Genomic DNA, 22,394 nt, shown 5'->3' with positions numbered 1-22,394 from the left:
CATGACGGTCACCCCTGCCATCGAGGCCGACGTCCTGCGCCGCCAGGACCCTCAGCTCGCCGACATCCTGCTCGGGGAGCTCGACCGGCAGTCGACGACGCTCCAGCTCATCGCCGCCGAGAACTTCACGTCGCCGGCCGTGCTCGCGGCTCTCGGGTCGCCGCTCGCCAACAAGTACGCGGAGGGGTATCCGGGCGCCCGGTACCACGGCGGGTGCGAGATGGTCGACGTCGCCGAGCGGCTCGCCGTGGAGCGTGCCAAGGCGCTGTTCGGGGCCGAGCACGCCAACGTCCAGTCGCACTCGGGCTCTTCGGCCGTCCTCGCCGCGTACGCCGCCCTGCTGCGGCCCGGCGACACCGTCCTCGCCCTCGGACTGCCGTACGGCGGCCACCTCACACACGGCTCGCCCGCCAACTTCTCGGGCAGCTGGTTCGAGTTCGTGCCGTACGGCGTGGATGCCGAGACGGGGCTCATCGACTACGACCAGGTGCGCACGCTCGCCCTCACACACCGCCCCAAGGCGATCGTGTGCGGATCCATCGCCTACCCCCGGCACATCGACTACGCCTTCTTCCGCGAGGTCGCCGACGAGATCGGGGCGTACCTCATCGCCGACGCCGCCCACCCGATCGGGCTCGTCGCCGGGGGAGCGGCGCCGAATCCGGTGCCGTACGCCGATGTGGTCTGCGCCACCACCCACAAGGTGCTCCGCGGCCCGCGCGGCGGCATGGTCCTGTGTGGCTCGGATCTCGCCGAGCGCGTCGACCGCGCCGTCTTCCCGTTCACGCAGGGCGGTGCGCAGATGCACACCATCGCCGCCAAGGCCGTCGCGTTCGGCGAGGCGGCGACACCGGCGTTCACCGCGTACGCCCATCAGGTGGTCGCCAACGCGAGGCGGCTGGCGGCCGCGCTGGCCGCGCAGGGGCTGGTCGTCACCACGGGCGGCACCGACACCCACCTCATCACCGCCGATCCGGCCCCGCTCGGCGTCGACGGTCGCACCGCGCGCGGGCGGCTCGCGGCGGCCGGGATCGTGCTGGACTGCTGCGCGCTGCCGCACGGCGACGCCCGTGGCCTGCGCCTCGGCACGGCGGCCGTGACCACCCAGGGCATGGGCGAGGAGGAGATGACGTGGCTCGCCGCGCTGCTGGCGAGTGTGCTGAGAGCAGAGACCGAAAGCCAGAAGGCCCGTGAAGAAGTGCGGGAGCTGGCCGGTAGATTTCCGCCGTATCCCGGCTGAGGCGGGGTAGACGCACCCGTATACACAGCCACGCGTGCAACCATCGTCGCTACCCGGAAGTCCCCACACATATGCGTCGCGTACGAGTCCGTCGCTAGTGTGTGGGGCTGAGATGGCCAGCGAGACTTGTGGGGAAGCCCGTGCGTGAATACCTGCTGACGCTCTGCGTCACGGCCGCGGTGACGTATCTGCTGACAGGGCCGGTACGTAAGTTCGCGATCGTGGCCGGAGCGATGCCGGAGATCCGGGCGCGTGACGTGCACCGGGAGCCCACTCCGCGGCTCGGCGGGATCGCGATGTTCTTCGGCCTGTGCGCGGGCCTGCTGGTCGCCGACCACCTGACGAACCTCAGCACGGTCTTCGAGAAGTCCAACGAGCCGCGGGCGCTGCTCTCCGGAGCGGCGCTCATCTGGCTCATCGGCGTCTTGGACGACAAGTTCGAGATCGACGCCCTGATCAAGCTGGGTGGCCAGATGATCGCCGCCGGCGTCATGGTCATGCAGGGTCTGACCATCCTGTGGCTGCCCATCCCGGGCGTCGGCTCGGTCGCGCTGACCCAGTGGCAGGGCACCCTGCTCACCGTCGCCCTGGTCGTGATCACCATCAACGCGGTCAACTTCGTCGACGGCCTGGACGGCCTCGCGGCCGGCATGGTGTGCATCGCCTCGGCCGCGTTCTTCCTCTACGCCTACCGCGTCTGGGTGTCGTACGGCATCGAGGCCGCCGCCCCGGCCACCCTGTTCGCGGCGATCCTGATGGGCATGTGCCTGGGCTTCCTGCCGCACAACATGCACCCGGCGCGGATCTTCATGGGCGACTCGGGCTCGATGCTGATCGGGCTGGTGCTGGCGGCGGGGGCCATCTCCATCACCGGCCAGGTCGACCCGGACGCGTTGAAGGTGTTCGCCCAGTCCGAGAGGGAGGCCGTGCACCAGACGGTGCCGGTCTACATCCCGCTGCTGCTGCCGCTGACGATCATCGCGATCCCGGCCGCCGACCTGGTGCTGGCGATCGTCCGCCGCACCTGGCGCGGCCAGTCGCCGTTCGCCGCCGACCGGGGCCATCTGCACCACCGCCTGCTGGAGATCGGCCACTCCCACAGCCGCGCGGTGCTGATCATGTACTTCTGGTCGGCGCTGATCGCCTTCGGCACGCTCGCCTACTCCGTGAACTCGGCGTCCATGTGGATCGTGCTGGGCGTCGTGTTCCTCAGCGCCATCGGCCTGGTACTCCTCCTGTTGCCCCGCTTCACTCCACGCGCCCCGCGCTGGGCGGAGGGCTTCGTGCCGCCGCGCTACCGCCGCCGCGGGGCCGTCGCGGAACCGGCCGCCACCACACCGCAGACCGCCTCCGCCGAGACAGCGGCGGACGCCCCGGCCGGGGCCCGGTCCGAGGGGGAGCCGCGTACGCCGGTCGCCGCCGGGGTCTCGCGGGTCAACGGGGCGACCGCGATCGGCGCCCGTTCGCGTTTGCTGGACCGGGGCAAGGCCGGAACGTCGCGCTGACGACCGGCGTGAGAACACGGTCAAGGTAAGAATCTGACTAGAGCATTGCCAAACCGTGGGAGTGCGATGGGGGTGCGTAGCGCCCCAATACCAGACAAGTCGGCCGGGATTCTGCACAGACGCGCACGGTCACTCTCATGTGTGACGGTGGGCACACCCGCCAGGTAAAGACCTCATCAAATAGTTTGTGATACCGTTCACGAGAACCCCCCGGATAGAGCCGAAGGACCGTAGTGCGACGGTCCATTGGTGTGAGGTCCTCTCTCAGCCCGGGACTACGCTCGTCCATGACGACACCCTGCCCCCACCGTGAAAGCGGAGTTGCCGCCATGCCGTCCAATGACGTCCGGATCCTGCTTCAGGCTGCCGTGCCCACGGCCGCCGTCGGGGCGGTCGCTGCCGTCGTCAGTGGTGTGGTCGTGGGTGGCAAGGGTGCGATCGGTGCCGTCGTCGCGGCGGTGCTCACGATCCTCTTCATGGGCATCGGGCTTTATGTCCTGCAGCGAACCGCCAAATCGCTTCCGCATCTGTTCCAGATGATGGGCCTGATGCTCTACGCGGCGCAGATCCTGCTGCTGTTCATCTTCCTGAGCTTGTTCAGGGACACCACGCTGTTCCACCCCAAGGCCTTCGCGATCACGCTCATCGCCACCACTCTCGCGTGGATCGCCGCTCAGACGCGTGCTCACATGAAGGCCAAGATCCTCTACGTCGAACCCGACTCCTCGGGCGAAAAGCCCGAAAAATCGGGGCACTCGTCGTGAGGGGTAGGGCCGAGATAAGAGCGTGTAAGAAGTCCTGCTATCGTCCGGTGCCAACTGCGGCATCGCGGGCGCGGGCATCTGAGCTGACGCCTGCTCAATCGCGAGGCTCGATGCCCCCTAGCCGCCCTCACACCCGTAACACCAGTCCGGTGCCGATCCGCGGCTGCGCGCCGCGCCGACACAACGAGGTTGCCGTACCCATGCGTCACGCCGAAGGAGCCCGCGGTGAGTGCTGACCAGACCCAGCTCGCCTTTGACTGGAGTTGTCGGATCATGTCCGACAACGGGTGTGGCTTCCCGGCTCCGGGCCTGCACTCGTTCCTCTTCAAGCCGATCGCCACGGTGGGCGGGTTCGAGTTCAACAAGGTGATGCTGCTCGCCCTCATCACCACGCTCCTGGTCATCACCTTCTTCACGCTTGCTTTCAGCAAGGCGAAGGTGGTTCCGGGCAAGCTCCAGATGATCGGCGAGGCCGGCTACGACTTCGTGCGCCGCGGCATCGTCTACGAGACCCTCGGCAAGAAGGAGGGCGAGAAGTACGTCCCCTTCATGGTCTCGCTCTTCTTCTTCATCTGGATCATGAACATCTGGTCCGTGATCCCGCTGGCCCAGTTCCCGGTCTCGTCGATCATCGCGTTCCCGATGGTGCTGGCCGCCATCGTCTGGATCATCTGGGTCTCGGTGACCTTCAAGCGGCACGGCTTCGTCGGCTTCTTCAAGAACGTCACCGGCTACGACAAGTCGCTGGGCGCGGTGCTGCCGCTCGTGATGGTCATCGAGTTCTTCTCGAACCTGCTGGTGCGCCCGTTCACGCACGCGGTCCGACTCTTCGCCAACATGTTCGCTGGCCACCTGATGCTGGTCATGTTCACCGTCGCCTCCTGGTACCTGCTGAACAGCTGGATGATCCCGGCGGCCGGTGTCTCCTTCGTCATGACCATGGTCATGATCCTCTTCGAGCTCTTCGTGCAGGCCGTCCAGGCGTACGTCTTCGTGCTGCTGGCCTGCTCGTACATCCAGGGCGCTCTCGCCGAGCACCACTGAGCCCCGCAGCAGCACAAGCCCCCAAGAACGTCCGGTGGCCAACCCCCGCCGGTCCATGAAAGAGAAGGAAGAATCAGCATGGCTGCCCTTGAGACCCTCGCCGCCGTCGAAGGCAACATCGGTTCCATCGGCTACGGCCTGGCCGCCATCGGCCCCGGCGTCGGCGTCGGCATCATCTTCGGTAACGGCACCCAGGCCCTCGCCCGCCAGCCCGAGGCCGCCGGCCTGATCCGTGCCAACCAGATCCTCGGCTTCGCCTTCTGTGAGGCGCTCGCCCTCATCGGCATCGTCATGCCGTTCGTCTACGGATGATCGAGCCCTGACGAGCCAACCTTTCAACGAAAGGCACTGATGTGATCGCCAACCTGGTACAGCTGGCGGCCGAGGAAGAGCAGAACCCGCTCGTTCCTCCGGGCCCCGAGCTGCTCGTCGGCACCATCGCCTTCGCCATCGTGTTCTTCTTCTTCTGGAAGAAGCTGCTTCCGAACATCAACAAGGTTCTGGAAGAGCGCCGCGAGGCGATCGAAGGTGGTATCGAGAAGGCCGAGGCGGCCCAGGTCGAGGCGCAGAGCGTCCTCGAGCAGTACAAGGCCCAGCTCGCCGAGGCCCGGCACGAGGCCGCGCGTCTGCGCCAGGAGGCGCAGGAGCAGGGCGCCGCGCTCATCGCCGAGATGCGTGCGGAAGGCCAGCGGCAGCGCGAGGAGATCGTCGCCGCCGGTCACGCGCAGATCGAGGCCGACCGCAAGGCCGCGTCCTCCGCGCTGCGCCAGGACGTCGGCAAGCTCGCCACCGACCTGGCGGGCAAGCTCGTCGGTGAGTCCCTCGAGGACCACGCCCGGCAGAGCCGCGTCATCGACCGCTTCCTCGACGAGCTCGAGGAGAAGGCCGAGGCCGGACGATGAACGGAGCGAGCCGCGAGGCCCTGGCAGCCGCACGTGAGCGTCTCGACGCGCTGACGGACAACACGTCCGTCGACGCGACCAAGCTCGCCGACGAGCTGGCCGCCGTTACCGCGCTGCTCGACCGCGAGGTGTCGCTGCGTCGGGTCCTGACCGACCCGGCGCAGGCCGGTGAGGCCAAGGCCGAGCTGGCCCAGCGCCTGCTCGGCGGCCAGGTCGGCGGCGAGACCGCCGACCTGCTGGCCGGCATGGTGCGTTCCCGCTGGTCGCAGTCCCGCGACCTGGCGGACGCGCTGGAGGAGCTGGCGAACACCGCCGACCTCACCGCCGCGCAGCGGGCGGGCACGCTCGACGATGTCGAGGACGAGCTGTTCCGGTTCGGCCGGATCGTCTCCTCCAGCACCGAGCTGCGCGCCGCACTGACCAACCGCGCCGCCGCGGCGTCGGCCAAGGGCGAGCTGCTGCGCAGCCTGCTCGGCGGCCGGGCCAAGGCGACCACCGAGCGTCTGGTGACGCGTCTTGTGACCGCGCCGCGTGGACGTAGCCTGGAGTCGGGACTGGAGTCCCTGTCCAAGCTCGCCGCCGAGCGCCGGGACCGCATGGTGGCCGTGGTCACCTCGGCGGTGCCGCTGAGCGACCAGCAGAAGCAGCGCCTGGGTGCCGCCCTCGCGAAGCTCTACGGCCGCACGATGCACCTGAACCTCGACGTGGACCCCGAGGTCGTCGGCGGAATCCGGGTGCAGGTCGGTGACGAGGTCATCAACGGCTCCCTCGCGGACCGCATCGAGGACGCCGGCCGCCGACTGGCGAGCTAGCAGCAACTTCATAAGCAGTAAGCAGTACGTATCTACGGCCCGGTTGGGTCGTGCAGAGGATTCCTGGGGGTCGCCCCCAGACCCCCAAGTTGAAACTTCGGGCCCAACAAGGAGAGCAGGGAACCCAGATGGCGGAGCTCACGATCCGGCCGGAGGAGATCCGGGACGCGCTGGAGAACTTTGTCCAGTCGTACAAGCCGGACGCGGCCTCGCGCGAGGAGGTCGGTACGGTCACCCTTGCCGGCGACGGCATCGCGAAGGTCGAGGGCCTGCCCTCGGCCATGGCCAACGAACTGCTGAAGTTCGAGGACGGCACCCTCGGCCTCGCCCTCAACCTCGAGGAGCGCGAGATCGGTGCCATCGTCCTCGGTGAGTTCAGCGGCATTGAGGAGGGTCAGCCGGTCTCCCGTACCGGTGAGGTCCTCTCCGTGGCCGTCGGCGAGGGCTACCTCGGCCGTGTCGTCGACCCGCTCGGCAACCCGATCGACGGCCTCGGCGAGATCGAGACCAGCGGTCGTCGTGCCCTTGAGCTGCAGGCCCCCACGGTCATGCAGCGCAAGTCGGTGCACGAGCCGATGGAGACCGGTTACAAGGCCGTCGACGCGATGACCCCGATCGGCCGTGGCCAGCGTCAGCTGATCATCGGTGACCGCCAGACCGGCAAGACCGCCCTGGCCGTCGACACGATCATCAACCAGCGCGACAACTGGCGCACCGGCGACCCGAACAAGCAGGTCCGCTGCATCTACGTCGCCATCGGCCAGAAGGGCTCGACGATCGCGTCGGTCCGCCGCGCGCTGGAGGAGAACGGCGCGCTGGAGTACACGACCATCGTCGCCGCCCCGGCGTCCGACCCGGCCGGCTTCAAGTACCTGGCGCCGTACACCGGTTCGGCCATCGGCCAGCAGTGGATGTACGAGGGCAAGCACGTCCTCATCATCTTCGACGACCTGTCGAAGCAGGCCGACGCCTACCGCGCCGTGTCCCTGCTGCTGCGCCGCCCGCCGGGCCGTGAGGCCTACCCGGGTGACGTCTTCTACCTGCACTCCCGTCTGCTGGAGCGCTGCGCCAAGCTCTCCGACGACATGGGCGCCGGCTCGATGACCGGTCTGCCGATCGTCGAGACCAAGGCCAACGACGTCTCGGCGTTCATCCCGACCAACGTCATCTCCATCACCGACGGCCAGTGCTTCCTGGAGTCGGACCTGTTCAACGCCGGTCAGCGCCCCGCGCTGAACGTCGGTATCTCCGTCTCCCGAGTCGGTGGTTCCGCGCAGCACAAGGCGATGAAGCAGGTTTCGGGTCGTCTGCGCGTAGACCTCGCCCAGTTCCGTGAGCTGGAGGCGTTCGCCGCCTTCGGTTCCGACCTGGACGCCGCGTCGAAGGCGCAGCTGGAGCGCGGTCAGCGCATGGTCGAGCTGCTGAAGCAGGCCCAGTACGAGCCGATGTCCACCGAGGACCAGGTCGTCTCGGTGTGGGCCGGCACCACCGGCAAGATGGACGACGTGCCGGTCGGCGACATCCGCCGCTTCGAGAAGGAGCTCCTGGAGTACCTGCACCGCAAGGAGCAGGGCCTCATGACCTCCATCAAGGAGGGCGGCAAGATGTCCGACGACACGCTCACCGCTGTCGCCGACGCCATCGCGGAGTTCAAGAAGCAGTTCGAGACCGCGGACGGCAAGCTCCTCGGCGAAGAGGCTCCGGCCGCCCCGAAGGCGACCAGCGCCTCCAAGTGACGTAAGGAAGGGACCTGACTCATGGGAGCCCAGCTCCGGGTCTACAAGCGTCGCATCCGATCCGTCACCGCGACCAAGAAGATCACGAAGGCGATGGAGATGATCGCCGCCTCGCGCGTCGTCAAGGCGCAGCGCAAGGTGGCGGCCTCCACGCCCTACGCGACCGAGCTCACCCGCGCGGTCACGGCGGTCGGTACCGGCTCGAACACCAAGCACCCGCTGACCACGCAGGCCGAGACGGTCACGCGGTCCGCGGTGCTGCTCCTGACCAGCGACCGCGGTCTCGCCGGTGCGTTCAACTCCAACGCCATCAAGGCGGCGGAGCAGCTCACCGAGCGCTTGGAGCGCGAGGGCAAGGAGGTCGACGTCTACATCGTCGGCCGCCGTGGTGTGGCGCACTACAACTTCCGTGAGCGCAAGATCGCGGAGTCGTGGAGCGGTTTCACCGACGAGCCCACGTACGCGGACGCCAAGAAGGTCGCGGCTCCGCTGATCGAGGCGATCGAGACGGCGACGGCCGAGGGCGGCGTGGACGAGCTCCACATCGTCTACACCGAGTTCGTGTCGATGATGACCCAGCAGGCGCTCGACGCGCGTCTGCTGCCGCTCAGCCTCGAAGAGGTCGCGCAGGAGGCCGCGCCGAAGGGCGAGATCCTCCCGCTGTACGACTTCGAGCCCTCGGCGGAGGACGTCCTCGACGCCCTGCTGCCGCGCTACGTGGAGAGCCGTATCTACAACGCGCTGCTCCAGTCGGCCGCCTCCAAGCACGCCGCCACGCGGCGCGCGATGAAGTCGGCCACCGACAACGCGGGCGAGCTGATCAACACGCTCTCCCGTCTTGCCAACGCGGCCCGCCAGGCCGAAATCACCCAGGAAATCAGCGAGATCGTCGGTGGCGCGAGCGCCCTCGCCGACGCGACCGCGGGGAGTGACCGATAATGACCACCACTGTTGAGACCGCGACGGCTACGGGCCGCGTCGCCCGGGTCATCGGCCCGGTCGTCGACGTGGAGTTCCCCGTCGACGCGATGCCGGAGATCTACAACGCCCTCCACGTCGAGGTCGCCGACCCGGCGAACGCGGGCGAGAAGAAGATCCTGACCCTGGAGGTCGCCCAGCACCTGGGTGACGGCCTGGTCCGCACCATCTCCATGCAGCCCACCGACGGTCTGGTCCGCCAGGCCCCGGTCACCGACACCGGCGACGGCATCACCGTCCCGGTCGGCGACTTCACCAAGGGCAAGGTGTTCAACACCCTCGGTGAGGTGCTGAACGTCGACGAGAAGTACGACGGCGAGCGCTGGTCCATCCACCGCAAGGCCCCGAACTTCGACGAGCTCGAGTCGAAGACCGAGATGTTCGAGACCGGCGTCAAGGTCATCGACCTGCTGACCCCGTACGTCAAGGGCGGCAAGATCGGTCTGTTCGGCGGCGCCGGCGTCGGCAAGACGGTGCTCATCCAGGAGATGATCTACCGTGTCGCCAACAACCACGACGGTGTGTCGGTGTTCGCCGGTGTCGGTGAGCGCACCCGTGAGGGCAACGACCTCATCGACGAGATGAGCGAGTCCGGCGTCATCGACAAGACCGCGCTGGTCTTCGGTCAGATGGACGAGCCCCCGGGCACCCGTCTGCGCGTCGCGCTGGCCGGCCTGACCATGGCCGAGTACTTCCGTGACGTCCAGAAGCAGGACGTGCTGTTCTTCATCGACAACATCTTCCGCTTCACGCAGGCCGGTTCCGAGGTGTCGACCCTGCTCGGCCGTATGCCCTCCGCGGTGGGTTACCAGCCGAACCTGGCCGACGAGATGGGTCTCCTCCAGGAGCGCATCACCTCGACCCGTGGTCACTCGATCACCTCGATGCAGGCGATCTACGTCCCCGCGGACGACCTGACCGACCCGGCCCCGGCCACCACGTTCGCCCACCTCGACGCGACGACGGTTCTCTCCCGTCCGATCTCCGAGAAGGGCATCTACCCGGCCGTGGACCCGCTGGACTCCACGTCCCGCATCCTGGACCCGCGCTACATCGCGCAGGACCACTACCAGTGCGCCATGCGCGTCAAGGGGATCCTGCAGAAGTACAAGGACCTCCAGGACATCATCGCGATCCTCGGTATCGACGAGCTCAGCGAGGAGGACAAGCTGGTCGTCCAGCGTGCCCGCCGCGTCGAGCGCTTCCTGTCCCAGAACACGCACGTCGCCAAGCAGTTCACCGGTGTGGACGGCTCGGACGTGCCGCTGGACGAGTCGATCGCCGCGTTCAACGCGATCTGCGACGGTGAGTTCGACCACTTCCCGGAGCAGGCGTTCTTCATGTGCGGTGGTCTCGAGGACCTCAAGAAGAACGCGAAGGAACTGGGCGTCTCCTGACGCACCGGTCTTCGTGAGCCATTGAGCTCTTGATGAGGGGGCGGGGGTTCGTCCCGCCCCCTCATCCACGCCTACTAGACTTGTAACCAACACCCGGCCGAACCGCCGGGTGGTGACCCGAGGAGCCACCTTGGCTGCTGAGCTGCACGTCGCGCTGGTCGCCGCCGACCGTGAGGTCTGGTCGGGCCAGGCCACCCTGGTCGTCGCGCGCACCACGTCCGGCGACATCGGCGTCATGCCCGGTCACCAGCCGCTGCTCGGTGTGCTGGAGTCGGGCCCGGTGACCATCCGTACGAGTGAAGGTGGAACCGTGATCGCCGCGGTGCACGGCGGTTTCATCTCGTTCGCGGACAACAAGCTGTCGCTGCTGGCCGAGATCGCCGAGCTGTCGGACGAGATCGACGTCCAGCGCGCGGAGCGGGCACTCGAGCGCGCGAAGTCGGACGACGACGCGTTCGCCGAGCGCCGCGCGGAGGTCCGCCTGCGGGCGGCGACGGCGCGCTGACCCACGGGGTCACCTTCCGGGCCCTTTAGGCTCTGGGGGAGCGCACGCGATGACGTCACTCAGCCGCGGCTGGGACCGGAGCAATCCGGTGCCGGTCGCGGCTGAGGCAGATATGGAAGTTTTTTCCGTTCCGTTACCTAGGAGACGAGGAGGTCGGTGTCGATGGTCCTCGCTCTGACTGTGTGCGGAATCGTTGTCGCCCTCGTGGTGCTGGGGCTGTTCGTCTTCGGCCTGCGCCGCAGGCTCATCCAGCGCTCCGGCGGCACCTTCGACTGTTCCCTGCGCTGGGACGTGCCCGAGAAACCCGACACCAGCGGCAAGGGCTGGAGCTACGGCGTCGCCCGCTACAACGGCGACCGCATCGAGTGGTACCGCGTCTTCTCCTACGCCTACCGCCCGCGCCGCATCCTGGAGCGCTCCGCGATCGAGGTGGCCGGCCGTCGGGTCCCCGAGGGCGAGGAGGAGCTGGCGCTCCTGTCCGACCACGTGATCCTCGTCTGTCTGCACCGGGGCACGCGTCTGGAACTCGCCATGAGCGAAGACGCGCTGACCGGTTTCCTCGCGTGGCTTGAGGCAGCCCCGCCCGGTCAGCGCGTCAATGTCGCCTAGGGGTTCCGAACCCCTTGAACGTCTCTCTGAAATTCCCTACGACAGCCCGCTGTTGATGGCGCTCACCAGCTCGCCGTTGCTGCTGTCACCGCTGAACTCCCAGAAGAACGCGCCGCCGAGGCCCTGGTTCCTGGCCCAGCTCATCTTCCCGGCGATCGTCGACGGGGTGTCGTACGACCACCAGTTGCTGCCGCAGTGCGCGTACGCGGTGCCGGCGACGGTGCCGGTGGCCGGGCAGGAGTTCTTGAGGACCTTGTAGTCCTCGATGCCCGCCTCGTAGGTGCCGGTCGCCGGGCCCGTGGCCGTGCCGCCGGGGGCGGACTGGGTGACGCCGGTCCAGCCGCGGCCGTAGAAACCGATGCCGAGCAGCAGCTTGCTCGCCGGGACGCCCTTCGCCTTGAGCTTGGCTATGGCGGCGGCGGAGTTGAAGCCCTCCTTCGGGATGCCGGAGTACGACGTGAGCGGCGAGTGCGGGGCGGTGGGGCCCGTCTTGTCCCAGGCGCCGAAGTAGTCGTACGTCATCACGTTGTACCAGTCGAGGTACTGGGCGGCGCCGCCGTAGTCGGCCGCGTCGATCTTGCCGCCGGACGAGGCGTCGGCGGTGATGGCGGCGGTGACCAGGTAATTCGAGCCGAACTCGGCACGCAGTGCCTGGGAGAGGTTCCTGAAGGCCGCGGCGCCGGAGGTGTCGCAGGTCAGGCCGCAGGCGTTCGGGTACTCCCAGTCGATGTCGATGCCGTCGAAGACGTCGGCCCAGCGCGGGTCCTCGACCACGGCCTTGCAGGACTTGGCGAACGCGGCGGCGTTGGCCGCGGCCTGGCCGAAGCCGCCGGAGTAGGTCCAGCCGCCGAAGGAGTACAGCACCTTGATGTGCGGGTACTTCGCCTTCAGCTGGCGGAGCTGGTTGAAGTTGCCGCGCAGCGGCTGGTCCCAGGTGTCGGCGGCGCCGCTGACGGACTGGTCGGCGGTGTAGGCCTTGTCGTAGGCGGCGTAGGTGTCGTCGACGACGCACTTGCCGTCCTTGACGTTGCCGAACGCGTAGTTGATGTGCGTGATCTTCGAGGCGGAGCCGGACGTCACCAGGTTCTTGACGTGGTAGTTGCGGCCGTAGACGCCCCACTCGGTGAAGTAGCCGAGCTTGACCTTGCCACCGGTGGGCGGCGGTTCCGTGGTGCCGCCGGTGGTGCGCACCGCGCGGGCGCCGCTGACCGGGCCGGTCTGGTCGGCGGTGTCGCGGGCCTGGACGGCGTAGGAGTAGTCGGTGCCGGCGGTCAGGCCGGAGTCCGTGTACGAGGTGGTCGTCACGGTCGCGACCTTGGCGCCGTCCCGCAGGACGTCGTAGTTCTTGACGCCCTTGTCGTCGGTGGCGGCGGACCAGCTGAGCTTCACCGAGGTGTTGGTGATGTCGGAGGCGGTGGGGGTGCCGGGGGCGGACGGTGGGTTGTCGCCCGGGACGCTGCCGCCGTCGCAGCTGCCTCCGTTCAGCTTGCAGTTGGCCGGGGCGCCGGCGCCGGTGCCGTTGAAGCCGAAGGTGACGGAGGCGCCGGGGGCGAGGGAGCCGTTCCAGGACTTGTTCCTGGCGGTCCAGTGGGTGCCGGAGGAGGTGACGTCGGCGTCCCAGGCGGAGGTGACGGAGGTGCCGGAGGGGAAGTCCCACTCGACGGTCCAGGAGCTGATGGTGGTGTCGCCGGTGTTCTTGACGGTCCACTTGCCCTCGAAGCCGGAGCCCCAGTCCTGGGTCTTGGCGTAGGTGGCGGTGGCGGACGTCGCGGCCTCGGCGGGGCTCGCGAGGCCGACGAGACCGGCCAGGGGGAGCAGCAGGGTCGCGAACCCTGCCGCGGCTCTGTGTCTGAAGCGCATGTCGCGCCTCCTTGTTGGGGAGTTGTGGGGCATGACTGAGCCTCACGCCCATTCATGGTGCGGTGAGAATAGAAAGGTCTGGACCACAGGTCAATAGGTCTGGACCAGTAGTCCCCTTGCTCCCCGTTGTTCCTGCTAGATCCCCAACTCCTGCGCCAGTACGGCCGCTTGGACCCGGCTGCGCAGCTCCAGCTTCCCCAGCAGCCGGCTGACGTGCGTCTTGACCGTCGCCTCGGCCATGTCGAGCCGGGTCGCGATGTCGGCGTTGGACAGGCCCTTCCCGAGGCAGGCCAGAACCTCGCGCTCGCGGCGCGTGAGGGAGTCCAGGACGGACGGGTCGGCCGTCCCCCGGATGGGCTTCGCGGCGAACTCGGCGATCAGGCGCCGGGTGACGGCCGGGGCGATCAGGCCCTCCCCGCGCGCCACCGTCCGGACCGCCTCGACCAGGTCCTTCGCCTCCGTGTTCTTCAGCAGGAACCCCGCGGCCCCGGCCCGCAACGCCCCGAACACATACTCGTCGAGGTCGAATGTGGTGAGCACGAGGACGTCGGCGAGCCGCTCGGCGACCACCTGCCGGGTCGCGGAAACCCCGTCGAGCCGCGGCATCTGAACGTCCATCAGCACCAGGTCGGGCCGCAGCTCGCGGGCCATCGCCACGGCCTGCTCGCCGTCCGCCGCCTCGCCGACCACCTCGATGTCGGGCGCGCTGCGCAGGATGAGGACGAGCCCGGCGCGCACGGCCGACTGGTCCTCGGCGACCAGGACGCGGATCATGTCCCGTCTCCGTTCACTCTCTGTCTCCTTCGGTCAGGGGAAGCGTGGCGCGTACGGTCCAGAGCTTGCCGTGGCCGGAGGCCGGGTCCTGAACGGGCCCGGCCTCGAACTCGCCGCCCAGCAGCGCGACCCGCTCGTGCATGCCGACCAGGCCGGCACCCGAGCCCGGTGCGCGGGGACCGTCGCGGTCCCCGAAGGGGCTGCTCACGGCGACGGCGAGACAGCGGTCCCGCTGGACCAGCTCGACGGTGACCCGGCCGGGGGAGGCGTGCTTGAGCGCGTTGGTCAGCGACTCCTGGACGATGCGGTAGGCGGCGAGCGCGACCGGGGCGGGGACGGTGCCGTGGGTGGCGTCGAGGGTGACGTCGAGGCCGTTGGTGCGGGCGCCCTCGACCAGGGCGCCGAGCCCGTCGAGCGTGGGGGCCGCGACCGGCGTGGTGTCGCCGCTGGAGTCGCGCAGGATGCCGATGAGCCGGCGCATCTCCGCGAGCCCTTCGACGCTGTTCTCCCGGATGACCGAGAGCGCCTCCCGGGAGGTCTTCGGGTCGTCGAGGGAGAGCGCGGCGGTGGAGTGGATGGCGATCGCGGAGAGGTGGTTGGCGACCATGTCGTGCAACTCGCGTGCCATGCGGGAGCGTTCCGCGGTGACGGCCTGGGCGCGGTCCTTCTCGGCGAGCAGCGCGGTCTGCTCGGCGCGCAGCCGGGCGGCCTCGGCGGCGTCGCGGTGGTTGCGCACGACCCAGCCGGTGAGGGCCGGCATCAGTCCGACCAGGCCGATGACCACGCCGACCAGCAGTGCCTCGGGCACCCGCCACACCGCGACGGGCACCACCGTGCCGGCCACCGTGAGCAGCCCGGAGATCCACGGGACGCGACGCGCGGTGGCCGGCGGCCCGTACACCACGGCCGCGTACACGAGGTCGGTGAACATCAGGACCGTGACCAGGTTGCCCTGGGTGAGGGTGTCCACGGTCAGCGTGACCCAGCCCACCAGCAGTGCCGTGCGCGGCAAGGTGCTGCGCATCACCTCGCAGCCGGCGGTCACGACGAGCGGCACCAGGATCGGCCAGCGGCCGTCGAGGAGCACGATCGGCTCGTCGGCGGACCGGGCCCCGATGCCCACGCCCCACAGCAGCAGGCCCCCGAGCAGTCCGGCGAGCCCGACGCACACGTCGAAGGTGCTCGGGCGGGGCGGTCGTACGGCCATGTCCCCATCCAACACGGGCCGGGCGCTCGGCGCCTGATTCCGGGGAAGGGTCGTGGACTGCATCTTTCGATGTACCGCGACTTCATCCTTCGATGTACGGCGAGTTCGTCACCGCCGACGACGAGAGCGGCCGGTCCCGACGGGAGCCTGGAAAGGTGACCGAAGGGAGCAAGTTGTGATCGTCGCCCTCATCATCGGCTGCGAGGTCGGCTTCTGGGTGCTGCTGGCGCTGGGACTCGCCGTCCGTTACGTGCTGAAGTGGCGCCGGACGAGCGTGGTGCTGCTGTTGTGCGAGCCGGTGCTGGAGCTGGTCCTGTTCGCCGCCACGGCGATCGACCTGCGGAACGGCGCCGAGCCGGGCTGGGAGCACGGCCTCGCGGCGCTCTACATCGGCTACACCGTGGCCTTCGGCTACCGCACCATCCGCTGGCTCGACGGCCACGCGGCCCATCGCCTGGGCGGCGGGCCGCCCCCGGTGAAACCGCCGCGCTACGGCCGCGCCCGCGCCCGCCACGAGGCCGGGCTGTGGCTGCGGGCGGTGTACGGCGGCGCGGTGGCGCTGGCCCTGCTCCAGCTCGCCGTCTGGTACGTCGGTGACTCCGGTGACGTCAGCTCCCTGCGCGCCTTCCAGTGGGTGGCGATCCGCACGGTCGGCATCTACGGCCTGGTCGCCCTGGGGTACTGGATCTGGCCGCCCAAGGAGCCCGCCGCGCCGGTCGCGGAACACCGGCCCATGACGTCGAAGGAGGGAGCCCAGCGATGAACAAGGCGACGAAGGACCTGCTGGAAGGAGTCGTCACCTTCCTGATCGGCCTGCCCTTGTGGCTGTTCACCGAGGACGTGGAAGTCCCGGTCGTCACCCTGACGAAGGTCGGTCTGGTGATGATGTGCGTCGGCGGCGCGCTGGTCGCGACGGGCCTGTACCGGCGGCTGCGGGAGAGCGGTTAGCGCTCCCCGCCCGGCACCCACAGCACGTCACCCACGTCCTTGTTGGCCGTCCGGGCCAGGATGAACAGCAGGTCCGACAGCCGGTTGAGGTAGGTCGCCGTCAGCGGGTTCATCGTCTCGCCGTGGACCTCCAGTGCCGCCCAGGTCGAGCGCTCGGCCCGGCGTACCACCGTGCAGGCCTGGTGCAGCAGCGCCGCTCCCGGCGTACCGCCCGGCAGGATGAAGGACCGCAGCTTCTCCAACTGCTCGTTGAAGCGGTCGCAGTCCGCCTCCAGTCGGTCGACATAGAACTGCTCGACCCTGAGCGGCGGGAACTCCGGGTTCTCCACCACCGGCGTCGACAGGTCCGCGCCCACGTCGAACAGGTCGTTCTGCACCCGGGTGAGCACTTTGACGATCTCCTCGTCCAGGTTCCCCAGCGCGATCGCCGTCCCGAGGACCGCGTTCGCCTCGTTGGCGTCCGCGTACGCGGAGATCCGCAGATCGGTCTTGGCGACCCGGCTCATGTCGCCGAGGGCGGTGGTGCCCTTGTCGCCGGTCCTGGTGTAGATGCGCGTCAGATTGACCATACGGCCAATCTAGACGCTGCCCTCCGAACCGCAGGCACCCCTTCTTTCGTACGTTCATTCTTATGTCGCACCCGTGTCCCGGATGGTCGGGTGTCGTTGGTGGGAAGAGGCGTCAATCCGCGTGGACGCGCAAGGCATTGGCCGTCGGACGGGACGTCGTGACGGGCATCTCACGCCGTGAGACCGTGACTCGCGTTACTAACCGGTCACACAGTGCCTCACGGACGCTAAGGTCCGCCGAAGAGGCAATCGTAAACAGCGTGTAAGCGCACGCGCAGTCATGCTGCCGTGATTCAAAGGGGAGTCGTCAGTGGCACGGAAGCTCGCCGTCATCGGGGCCGGACTCATGGGTTCCGGCATCGCCCAGGTCTCCGCTCAGGCGGGCTGGGACGTGGTCCTGCGTGACGTCACCGATGAGGCGCTCAAGCGTGGCACCGACGGCATCAAGGCCTCGTACGACAAGTTCGTCAGCAAGGGCAGGCTGGAGGCGCACGACGCCGACGCCGCTCTCGCCCGCATCACCGCGACCACCGACCTGGACGCCGCCGCCGACGCGGACGTCGTCGTCGAAGCGGTCTTCGAGAAGCTCGAGGTCAAGCACGAGATCTTCCGCACGCTCGACAAGATCGTGCGTGAGGACACCGTGCTCGCCTCCAACACCTCCGCCATCCCGATCACCAAGATCGCGGCGGCCACCGAGCACCCGGAGCGGGTCGTCGGTGTGCACTTCTTCTCGCCGGTGCCGATGATGCAGCTCGTCGAGCTCGTCCGCGGGTACAAGACGAGCGACGAAACCCTCGCCACCGCGCGGGAGTTCGCCGAGTCCGTCGGCAAGACCTGCATCGTCGTCAACCGGGACGTCGCCGGCTTCGTCACCACCCGGCTCATCTCGGCGCTCGTCGTCGAGGCCACCAAGCTCTACGAGTCGGGCGTCGCCACCGCCGAGGACATCGACCTCGCCTGCAAGCTGGGCTTCGGCCACGCCATGGGCCCGCTGGCCACGGCGGACCTCACCGGCGTCGACATCCTGCTGCACGCCACCAGCAACATCTACACCGAGTCCCAGGACGAGAAGTTCGCCCCGCCGGAGCTGATGCGCCGGATGGTGGACGCCGGTGACATCGGCCGCAAGAGCGGGCAAGGCTTTTACAGCTACTGAGCACTCGTAAAGCACCGCACATCCCCTGAGCGCATCACGCGATGGGGTGAATTCGGTATCGGTTCGCTTACAGACGGCAACCTCCGGCCGCCCAACGCAGTCAGAGGTTGCATCACCGGCCACAGCGAAGACTCATAGCGAACACAGCCACAGGCAATCAGGGCACAGACACAGACACGCATCGCGGAGCACGAACGCACGCTTGGGGAGCGCATATGCACATCAGGGGCGACCACGCCGAACTGGTCGTCGGGGGCGTCCTCGACGTCCGCAGCGCGGCGGACGCCCGTACGGTCCTGCACTCGGCCGTCGACGACGGAGTCGGCGACCTCGTGCTCGACCTGTCCGAGCTGGACTCCTGGGACGCCACCGGACTCGGGGTGATCATGGGGGCCCACCGGCGGGCCGGCCGCTGCGGCCGGCGCCTGGTGCTGCGCGGCGTGCCGCCGCAGATGCAGCGCCTGCTGGTGGCCACCCGGCTGCACCGGATCCTGGCGATCGAGGGCGGCATCGGGGTGGAGTCACTGCCCCGGGTGTGACACCGCGATCGGGCGGGACGCTGCTTAGAAGTGAGGCGCCCGGCACGGGTGGGGCGGGACAGTCGGGCGTTCCGGCTGCGAAGCGCACGTCGTGCACAATTCTCACGAGACTGTGACGTCTCGGACGGCGCGGTACCCCGATCTGTCGTAGATACTGTGCGAAGGTTTAGGGTTCGGCTGCCCGCCGACTAGACAAACCCTTTCGAGCGGGCCCGGACCAGAAGCGACAGCGCGGTGTGCAAAGGCCGGGAGGGGCCCGGGGCCTGTCACCGGAGACAGGGCCTACAGCACACGACGCTTTTGGGGGGCTTGAACCTATGGACCCGAACAACCGGGGACCCGAGGAGTACGGCCATGACGCCGGCGGCCAGTCGTCGCGCCAGCGCCCGCCCCGGGATCCCCTCACCACCGACTTCGGGCAGCACTCGCCCGCACTCGCCCGCACCGTGCAACTGGTCTCGGGTGACTTCCTGCTCACCGTCAATCCCGTCGACGGCAGCGAGATCGAGGCCTGCCCGCCGGCGGAGCGTCCCGCGCGGCCCGGGAAGCTGACCCCGGCCGACCGTGCCGAGGCCGACCGCGCCGCCAGACCGCCCGTCCCGCCCGGCCCGACCCGTCCTGCGCTGCCCCTGCTGGCCCGCCAGGACGAGCGCGAACAGCTCGTCCGGATGCTCGCCCGCGGCCGCTCCGTACGCCTCGTCGGCTCCCCGGGCGCCGGCCGCACCAGCCTTCTCGACCTCGTCGCCGAGGACTGCGCGGACCTCGCCCCCGACGGCGTGGTCCGCCTCACCGGCTTCCACCGCACACCCGCCGACCTGCTGTACGACCTCTTCCACGCCGTCTACAGCGCGCCCCTGCACCGCCCGGGCCGGGACGAACTGCTCACCCTCGTCCGGGAGATCGGCGCCGTCGTCGTCCTGGACGACATCGAGTTCGGCGGCGCCGCGCTCGACGAGCTGCTCGACGCGACCCCCGAGTGCGCGTTCGTCATCGGCGCCACGCCCGATGTACCCGCGCCATCCGTCGACGCCGGCATCGAGGACGTCGTCCTCGGCGGTCTCGGCCGTGCCGAGAGCGTGGAACTGCTGGAGCGCGGCGTCGGCCGGGTCCTCACCGAGGACGAGCTGAACTGGGCCGGCGACCTGTGGTTCGAGTCGGAGGGCCTGCCGCTCCGGTTCGTCCAGGCCGGGGCACTGCTGCGGCAGCGGGACCGGCTGCGGGCCGGCGCGGACGCCGTCGACGAGTACGGCGTCTTCGAGGACGCCCCGCCGGTCGACGCGCCCTTCGACGCGCCGTTCGGCGGCGAGCCCGCCGCCGAGGAGGTGCCGCTGCCGTCGCTCGGCGAGGCGGCGGGGCCCGCACCGCTGCTCGCCTCACGGCTCGGCGCCTCGGCCCGCGCCACCCTGAAGTTCGCCGTCGCGCTCGGCGGCGAGGTGCCGCACCAGGCGCATCTGCCCGCGCTGGTCGGTGACACCCACGCGGACGCCGCGCTGGGCGAGCTGGCCGACTGCGGGCTGGTCTCACCGGTCGGCTCCCGCTACCGCCTGGCCGCCGGTGTGCAGGCCCAGCTGGAGGCCGCCGGATACGCCGAGGACGTCCAGGGCGGCGCCCTCACCGCCGCCCGGCACTACACCTGGTGGGCCGGGCACCCCTCGGTCACGCCGGAGCGGGTGTGCGCCGAGGCCGACGCCGTGCTCGCCGCGCTGGGCGTGCTGGTGCCTGCGACCACGCCGCCCGACGAGGGCGAGGAGAGCCCGACCGTGCAGCTGGCGCGCACGGCCGCCCCCGCGTTCGCCGCGGGGCTGCACTGGAGCGCCTGGGAGCGGGCGCTGCGGGCCGGCGCCGAGGCCGCGCGCCTGGCCGGTGACGTCTCCGAGCAGGCCTACTTCCACCACGAGTTGGGCATCCACGCGCTCTGCGGGGACCGGCTGGACCGGGCCCGCGCCGAGCTGGAGACGGCCATCGGACTGCGCGGCGCCCTCGCCGACAAGCGCGGCACGGTCGCGGGCCGGCGCGCCCTCGCGCTGGTCTCGGACCGCTCCGGTACGACGCCGGGGGTGGCCGCGTTCGCCGCCACGGCGGGCGAGGAGGTGCCGGACGCGCGATCCGAGGAGTCGCAGTCGCCGCCCGGCGGAGTGCCGACCGCGTTCCCGCCGGCCGGGGACACCACGACGCTGGTCACCCACCAGGCGTCCGCGCCGTCGTCCCCGACGGCCTCGCACAAGGGCCGTGGCGGTGTCAGGAACTTCGCCAAGCGCAACCTCGTCGCGGCCGGGGCGGGCGCGCTGCTCGTGGCCGTCCTCGGCACGGTGGTGACGCTGGGGGCGACCTCCGACAACGACCCGGGCGCCCCGGCCGACCAGGTCGGCGTCAACCCCTCCGCCAGCCAGGGGATCGGCGACGACAGCCTGGGCGCGGACAAGGCGGAGGGCGACGACGGGGAGAACTCCGGCGACACGGGTACGGCGACTAGCCGGCCGACGGATCCGGGGCCTGATGGCACCCTCGGCACATCGGACGACCCGACGCCGACGGACGATCCGACGAAGCCGTCGGACGATCCGAGTGGAACGAACAGTTCCGGCGGTGGTGCGACGACTTCTCCGACGAAGCCGCCGTCCCCCACGTCGCCGCCGCCGTCCTCGTCGAGGCCGCCGACTCCGACGACTCGACCGACCTCGCCGTCGCCCACGCCTACGCCGACCGGGAGCACGTCGCCCACGCCGACGGAGGAGCCGACGACGACGGAACCGACGACCTCGGACTCGGCCAGCGGCCCGGCCTCCAGCGCCCCGGCGAGCACCTCGGCAAGCGCGCCGGAGACAAGCCAGGCAGGTTCACCGAGCAGCGGCACAGACTCCGTAATCTGACGCCCCGATCAGGACAAGAGGGCCGGGTCCATCCGATGGACCCGGCCCTCACTGTCGTAGAAGAGTCGAGAACGGCCGATAGCGGTCAGGAACAGCCGCTCAGAACAGCCGCAACTTGTCGTCCTCGATCCCCCGCATCGCGTCGTAGTCCAGAACCTGGCACCCGATCCCGCGGTCCGTCGCCAGGACCCGGGCCTGCGGCTTGATCTCCTGGGCCGCGAAGATGCCGCGAACCGGCGCGAGATGGGGATCGCGGTTCAACAGCTCCAGGTAGCGCGTCAGTTGCTCCACGCCGTCGATCTCGCCCCGGCGCTTGATCTCGACCGCGACCGTCTGGCCCTCGGCGTCCCGGCACAGGATGTCGACCGGGCCGATCGCGGTCATGTACTCGCGTCGGATGAGCGTGTAGCCCTCGCCCAGCGTCTCGATGCGGTCGGCGAGGAGTTCCTGGAGGTGCGCTTCCACGCCGTCCTTGATCAGGCCGGGATCCACGCCCAGTTCGTGCGAGGAGTCATGGAGGATCTCCTCCATCGTGATGATCAGCTTCTCGCCCGCTTTGTTGGTGACCGTCCAGACGTGCTGCTGCTCGCCGTCGCCCTCCTTCAGCGTGCAGGGCGGCGACATCCAGTTGAGGGGCTTGTAGGCCCGGTCGTCCGCGTGGATCGAGACGCTGCCGTCCGCCTTGACCAGGATCAGACGGGGCGCCGAGGGCAGATGGGCGGTGAGCCGGCCCGCGTAGTCGACGGAGCATCGGGCAATGACGAGACGCATGGTCGGCAACGCTACTCGACGGGTCGCGGTGGACGCGATTCGCCCTGGGGGAGTCCGTATGACCCCGGACTGCCCCTGTTCATTTCTGGCCGATTGTGTGCCTAACGGGGACCGCCCATGTACGCAATCTCCTGGTGCCGTCACCGTCCGTTGCCTACCGTATTAAACGGGAGGTCGCGACGTGTGTACACAGCGTGTCCGATAT

General features: G+C 69.3%; 22 protein-coding genes. 17 read left to right on the top strand and 5 right to left on the bottom strand.

Translation table 11 applies throughout. From position 1 onward, the window contains the following. Position 1: 1 nt before the first annotated feature. From IF78_RS0128755 to IF78_RS0128700, 12 genes are all read left to right on the top strand, one after another. Positions 2-1,240, top strand: a complete 1,239-nt coding sequence (locus IF78_RS0128755) for a serine hydroxymethyltransferase (protein WP_031485829.1) — start codon at positions 2-4, stop codon at positions 1,238-1,240. Between the two features lie 140 nt (positions 1,241-1,380). Then, positions 1,381-2,745 (top strand): MraY family glycosyltransferase, encoded by a 1,365-nt coding sequence (locus tag IF78_RS0128750; protein ID WP_031485828.1) that lies wholly within the window; start codon positions 1,381-1,383, stop codon positions 2,743-2,745. 329 nt (positions 2,746-3,074) lie between these two features. Continuing rightward, entirely contained in the window at positions 3,075-3,509 is a 435-nt protein-coding gene (locus IF78_RS0128745; protein ID WP_031485825.1) for a Cg1360 family ATP-synthase-associated protein, read from the top strand. A gap of 225 nt (positions 3,510-3,734) precedes the next feature. Next, on the top strand, positions 3,735-4,553 hold the full coding sequence (gene atpB / locus IF78_RS0128740) for a F0F1 ATP synthase subunit A (protein WP_483316148.1): 819 nt from the start codon (positions 3,735-3,737) through the stop codon (positions 4,551-4,553). A gap of 78 nt (positions 4,554-4,631) precedes the next feature. Further along, positions 4,632-4,865 carry an ATP synthase F0 subunit C gene (gene atpE / locus IF78_RS0128735; RefSeq protein ID WP_031485821.1) on the top strand — a complete coding sequence of 78 codons (234 nt, stop codon included), beginning with the start codon at positions 4,632-4,634 and terminating at the stop codon, positions 4,863-4,865. 41 nt (positions 4,866-4,906) lie between these two features. After that, the gene (locus IF78_RS0128730; protein ID WP_031485820.1) at positions 4,907-5,455 is read left to right on the top strand and encodes a F0F1 ATP synthase subunit B; all 549 of its coding nucleotides are present in this window, start codon (positions 4,907-4,909) and stop codon (positions 5,453-5,455) included. Then, positions 5,452-6,267 carry a F0F1 ATP synthase subunit delta gene (locus IF78_RS0128725; protein WP_031485818.1) on the top strand — a complete coding sequence of 272 codons (816 nt, stop codon included), beginning with the start codon at positions 5,452-5,454 and terminating at the stop codon, positions 6,265-6,267. The genes IF78_RS0128730 and IF78_RS0128725 overlap by 4 nt, the downstream gene beginning before the upstream one ends. A gap of 128 nt (positions 6,268-6,395) precedes the next feature. Further along, on the top strand, positions 6,396-8,003 hold the full coding sequence (gene atpA, locus IF78_RS0128720; protein WP_031485816.1) for a F0F1 ATP synthase subunit alpha: 1,608 nt from the start codon (positions 6,396-6,398) through the stop codon (positions 8,001-8,003). Between the two features lie 21 nt (positions 8,004-8,024). Continuing rightward, positions 8,025-8,942, top strand: coding sequence for a F0F1 ATP synthase subunit gamma (locus IF78_RS0128715; RefSeq protein WP_031485814.1), 918 nt, complete (start codon positions 8,025-8,027; stop codon positions 8,940-8,942). Beyond that, positions 8,942-10,378: a F0F1 ATP synthase subunit beta gene (atpD, locus tag IF78_RS0128710; RefSeq protein ID WP_031485812.1), complete on the top strand. Its 1,437-nt coding sequence runs from the start codon at positions 8,942-8,944 to the stop codon at positions 10,376-10,378. The genes IF78_RS0128715 and atpD overlap by 1 nt, the downstream gene beginning before the upstream one ends. A 130-nt stretch (positions 10,379-10,508) precedes the next feature. Next, a complete protein-coding gene (locus tag IF78_RS0128705) occupies positions 10,509-10,883 on the top strand; it encodes a F0F1 ATP synthase subunit epsilon (RefSeq protein ID WP_031485810.1) in 375 nt (124 codons plus the stop codon). Positions 10,884-11,045: 162 nt separating this feature from the next. After that, positions 11,046-11,492 carry a DUF2550 domain-containing protein gene (locus tag IF78_RS0128700; RefSeq protein WP_031485809.1) on the top strand — a complete coding sequence of 149 codons (447 nt, stop codon included), beginning with the start codon at positions 11,046-11,048 and terminating at the stop codon, positions 11,490-11,492. A gap of 36 nt (positions 11,493-11,528) precedes the next feature. Here the strand turns inward: IF78_RS0128700 and IF78_RS0128695 are convergent, their stop codons facing one another. From IF78_RS0128695 to IF78_RS0128685, 3 genes are all read right to left on the bottom strand, one after another. Continuing rightward, a complete protein-coding gene (locus IF78_RS0128695; RefSeq protein ID WP_031485808.1) occupies positions 11,529-13,352 on the bottom strand; it encodes a glycoside hydrolase family 18 chitinase in 1,824 nt (607 codons plus the stop codon). A 135-nt stretch (positions 13,353-13,487) separates the two neighbouring features. Further along, the gene (locus IF78_RS0128690; RefSeq protein WP_031485807.1) at positions 13,488-14,126 is read right to left on the bottom strand and encodes a response regulator; all 639 of its coding nucleotides are present in this window, start codon (positions 14,124-14,126) and stop codon (positions 13,488-13,490) included. A gap of 13 nt (positions 14,127-14,139) precedes the next feature. After that, positions 14,140-15,333, bottom strand: a complete 1,194-nt coding sequence (locus IF78_RS0128685; protein ID WP_031485805.1) for a sensor histidine kinase — start codon at positions 15,331-15,333, stop codon at positions 14,140-14,142. 175 nt (positions 15,334-15,508) lie between these two features. Here IF78_RS0128685 and IF78_RS0128675 point away from each other — a divergent pair, with 175 nt between their 5' ends. Together IF78_RS0128675 and IF78_RS0128670 are read left to right on the top strand one after the other, a co-directional pair. Next, complete coding sequence (locus tag IF78_RS0128675) at positions 15,509-16,096, top strand: hypothetical protein (RefSeq protein ID WP_031485803.1); 588 nt, start codon at positions 15,509-15,511, stop codon at positions 16,094-16,096. Next, positions 16,093-16,281 carry a DUF5708 family protein gene (locus IF78_RS0128670; protein ID WP_031485800.1) on the top strand — a complete coding sequence of 63 codons (189 nt, stop codon included), beginning with the start codon at positions 16,093-16,095 and terminating at the stop codon, positions 16,279-16,281. Before IF78_RS0128675 ends, IF78_RS0128670 begins: the two co-directional genes overlap by 4 nt. Here IF78_RS0128670 and IF78_RS0128665 read toward each other — a convergent pair. After that, the gene (locus tag IF78_RS0128665) at positions 16,278-16,850 is read right to left on the bottom strand and encodes a cob(I)yrinic acid a,c-diamide adenosyltransferase (RefSeq protein WP_031485798.1); all 573 of its coding nucleotides are present in this window, start codon (positions 16,848-16,850) and stop codon (positions 16,278-16,280) included. The two genes, IF78_RS0128670 and IF78_RS0128665, sit on opposite strands and share 4 nt — an antisense overlap. Before the next feature lie 310 nt (positions 16,851-17,160). Between IF78_RS0128665 and IF78_RS0128660 the strand changes: the two genes are divergently transcribed. The 3 genes from IF78_RS0128660 (at position 17,161) to IF78_RS0128650 (ending at position 21,418) form a co-directional block, all read left to right on the top strand. Continuing rightward, positions 17,161-18,009, top strand: a complete 849-nt coding sequence (locus IF78_RS0128660; RefSeq protein WP_031485796.1) for a 3-hydroxyacyl-CoA dehydrogenase family protein — start codon at positions 17,161-17,163, stop codon at positions 18,007-18,009. A gap of 215 nt (positions 18,010-18,224) precedes the next feature. Then, positions 18,225-18,548, top strand: a complete 324-nt coding sequence (locus tag IF78_RS0128655) for an STAS domain-containing protein (RefSeq protein ID WP_030046661.1) — start codon at positions 18,225-18,227, stop codon at positions 18,546-18,548. A 317-nt stretch (positions 18,549-18,865) separates the two neighbouring features. Next, positions 18,866-21,418: an ATP-binding protein gene (locus tag IF78_RS0128650; protein WP_031485794.1), complete on the top strand. Its 2,553-nt coding sequence runs from the start codon at positions 18,866-18,868 to the stop codon at positions 21,416-21,418. Positions 21,419-21,517: 99 nt separating this feature from the next. Here IF78_RS0128650 and nucS read toward each other — a convergent pair whose 3' ends face one another. Beyond that, on the bottom strand, positions 21,518-22,189 hold the full coding sequence (gene nucS / locus IF78_RS0128645; protein ID WP_031485791.1) for an endonuclease NucS: 672 nt from the start codon (positions 22,187-22,189) through the stop codon (positions 21,518-21,520). Between the last annotated feature and the right edge of the window lie 205 nt (positions 22,190-22,394).

This window comes from Streptomyces bicolor, from assembly GCF_000719285.1.
In the GTDB taxonomy this organism is placed as follows: Bacteria; Actinomycetota; Actinomycetes; order Streptomycetales; family Streptomycetaceae; genus Streptomyces; species Streptomyces bicolor.
Note: the sequence above shows the minus strand (reverse complement) of the source record. Positions and strands in the feature narration are given on the sequence as shown.

What these genes read in the sequence shown, in the direction of transcription:
- atpA (WP_031485816.1), top strand. Translation starts at nt 6,396, where the DNA reads ATGGCGGAGCTCACGATCCGGCCGGAGGAGATCCGGGACGCGCTGGAG.
- atpD (WP_031485812.1), top strand. Translation starts at nt 8,942, where the DNA reads ATGACCACCACTGTTGAGACCGCGACGGCTACGGGCCGCGTCGCCCGG.
- IF78_RS0128655 (WP_030046661.1), top strand. Translation starts at nt 18,225, where the DNA reads ATGCACATCAGGGGCGACCACGCCGAACTGGTCGTCGGGGGCGTCCTC.
- IF78_RS0128665 (WP_031485798.1), bottom strand. Translation starts at nt 16,850, where the DNA reads ATGGTCAATCTGACGCGCATCTACACCAGGACCGGCGACAAGGGCACC.
- nucS (WP_031485791.1), bottom strand. Translation starts at nt 22,189, where the DNA reads ATGCGTCTCGTCATTGCCCGATGCTCCGTCGACTACGCGGGCCGGCTC.
- IF78_RS0128725 (WP_031485818.1), top strand. Translation starts at nt 5,452, where the DNA reads ATGAACGGAGCGAGCCGCGAGGCCCTGGCAGCCGCACGTGAGCGTCTC.
- IF78_RS0128755 (WP_031485829.1), top strand. Translation starts at nt 2, where the DNA reads ATGACGGTCACCCCTGCCATCGAGGCCGACGTCCTGCGCCGCCAGGAC.
- IF78_RS0128650 (WP_031485794.1), top strand. Translation starts at nt 18,866, where the DNA reads ATGGACCCGAACAACCGGGGACCCGAGGAGTACGGCCATGACGCCGGC.
- IF78_RS0128685 (WP_031485805.1), bottom strand. Translation starts at nt 15,333, where the DNA reads ATGGCCGTACGACCGCCCCGCCCGAGCACCTTCGACGTGTGCGTCGGG.
- atpE (WP_031485821.1), top strand. Translation starts at nt 4,632, where the DNA reads ATGGCTGCCCTTGAGACCCTCGCCGCCGTCGAAGGCAACATCGGTTCC.
- IF78_RS0128745 (WP_031485825.1), top strand. Translation starts at nt 3,075, where the DNA reads ATGCCGTCCAATGACGTCCGGATCCTGCTTCAGGCTGCCGTGCCCACG.
- IF78_RS0128715 (WP_031485814.1), top strand. Translation starts at nt 8,025, where the DNA reads ATGGGAGCCCAGCTCCGGGTCTACAAGCGTCGCATCCGATCCGTCACC.
- IF78_RS0128670 (WP_031485800.1), top strand. Translation starts at nt 16,093, where the DNA reads ATGAACAAGGCGACGAAGGACCTGCTGGAAGGAGTCGTCACCTTCCTG.
- IF78_RS0128700 (WP_031485809.1), top strand. Translation starts at nt 11,046, where the DNA reads ATGGTCCTCGCTCTGACTGTGTGCGGAATCGTTGTCGCCCTCGTGGTG.
- IF78_RS0128690 (WP_031485807.1), bottom strand. Translation starts at nt 14,126, where the DNA reads ATGATCCGCGTCCTGGTCGCCGAGGACCAGTCGGCCGTGCGCGCCGGG.
- IF78_RS0128695 (WP_031485808.1), bottom strand. Translation starts at nt 13,352, where the DNA reads ATGCGCTTCAGACACAGAGCCGCGGCAGGGTTCGCGACCCTGCTGCTC.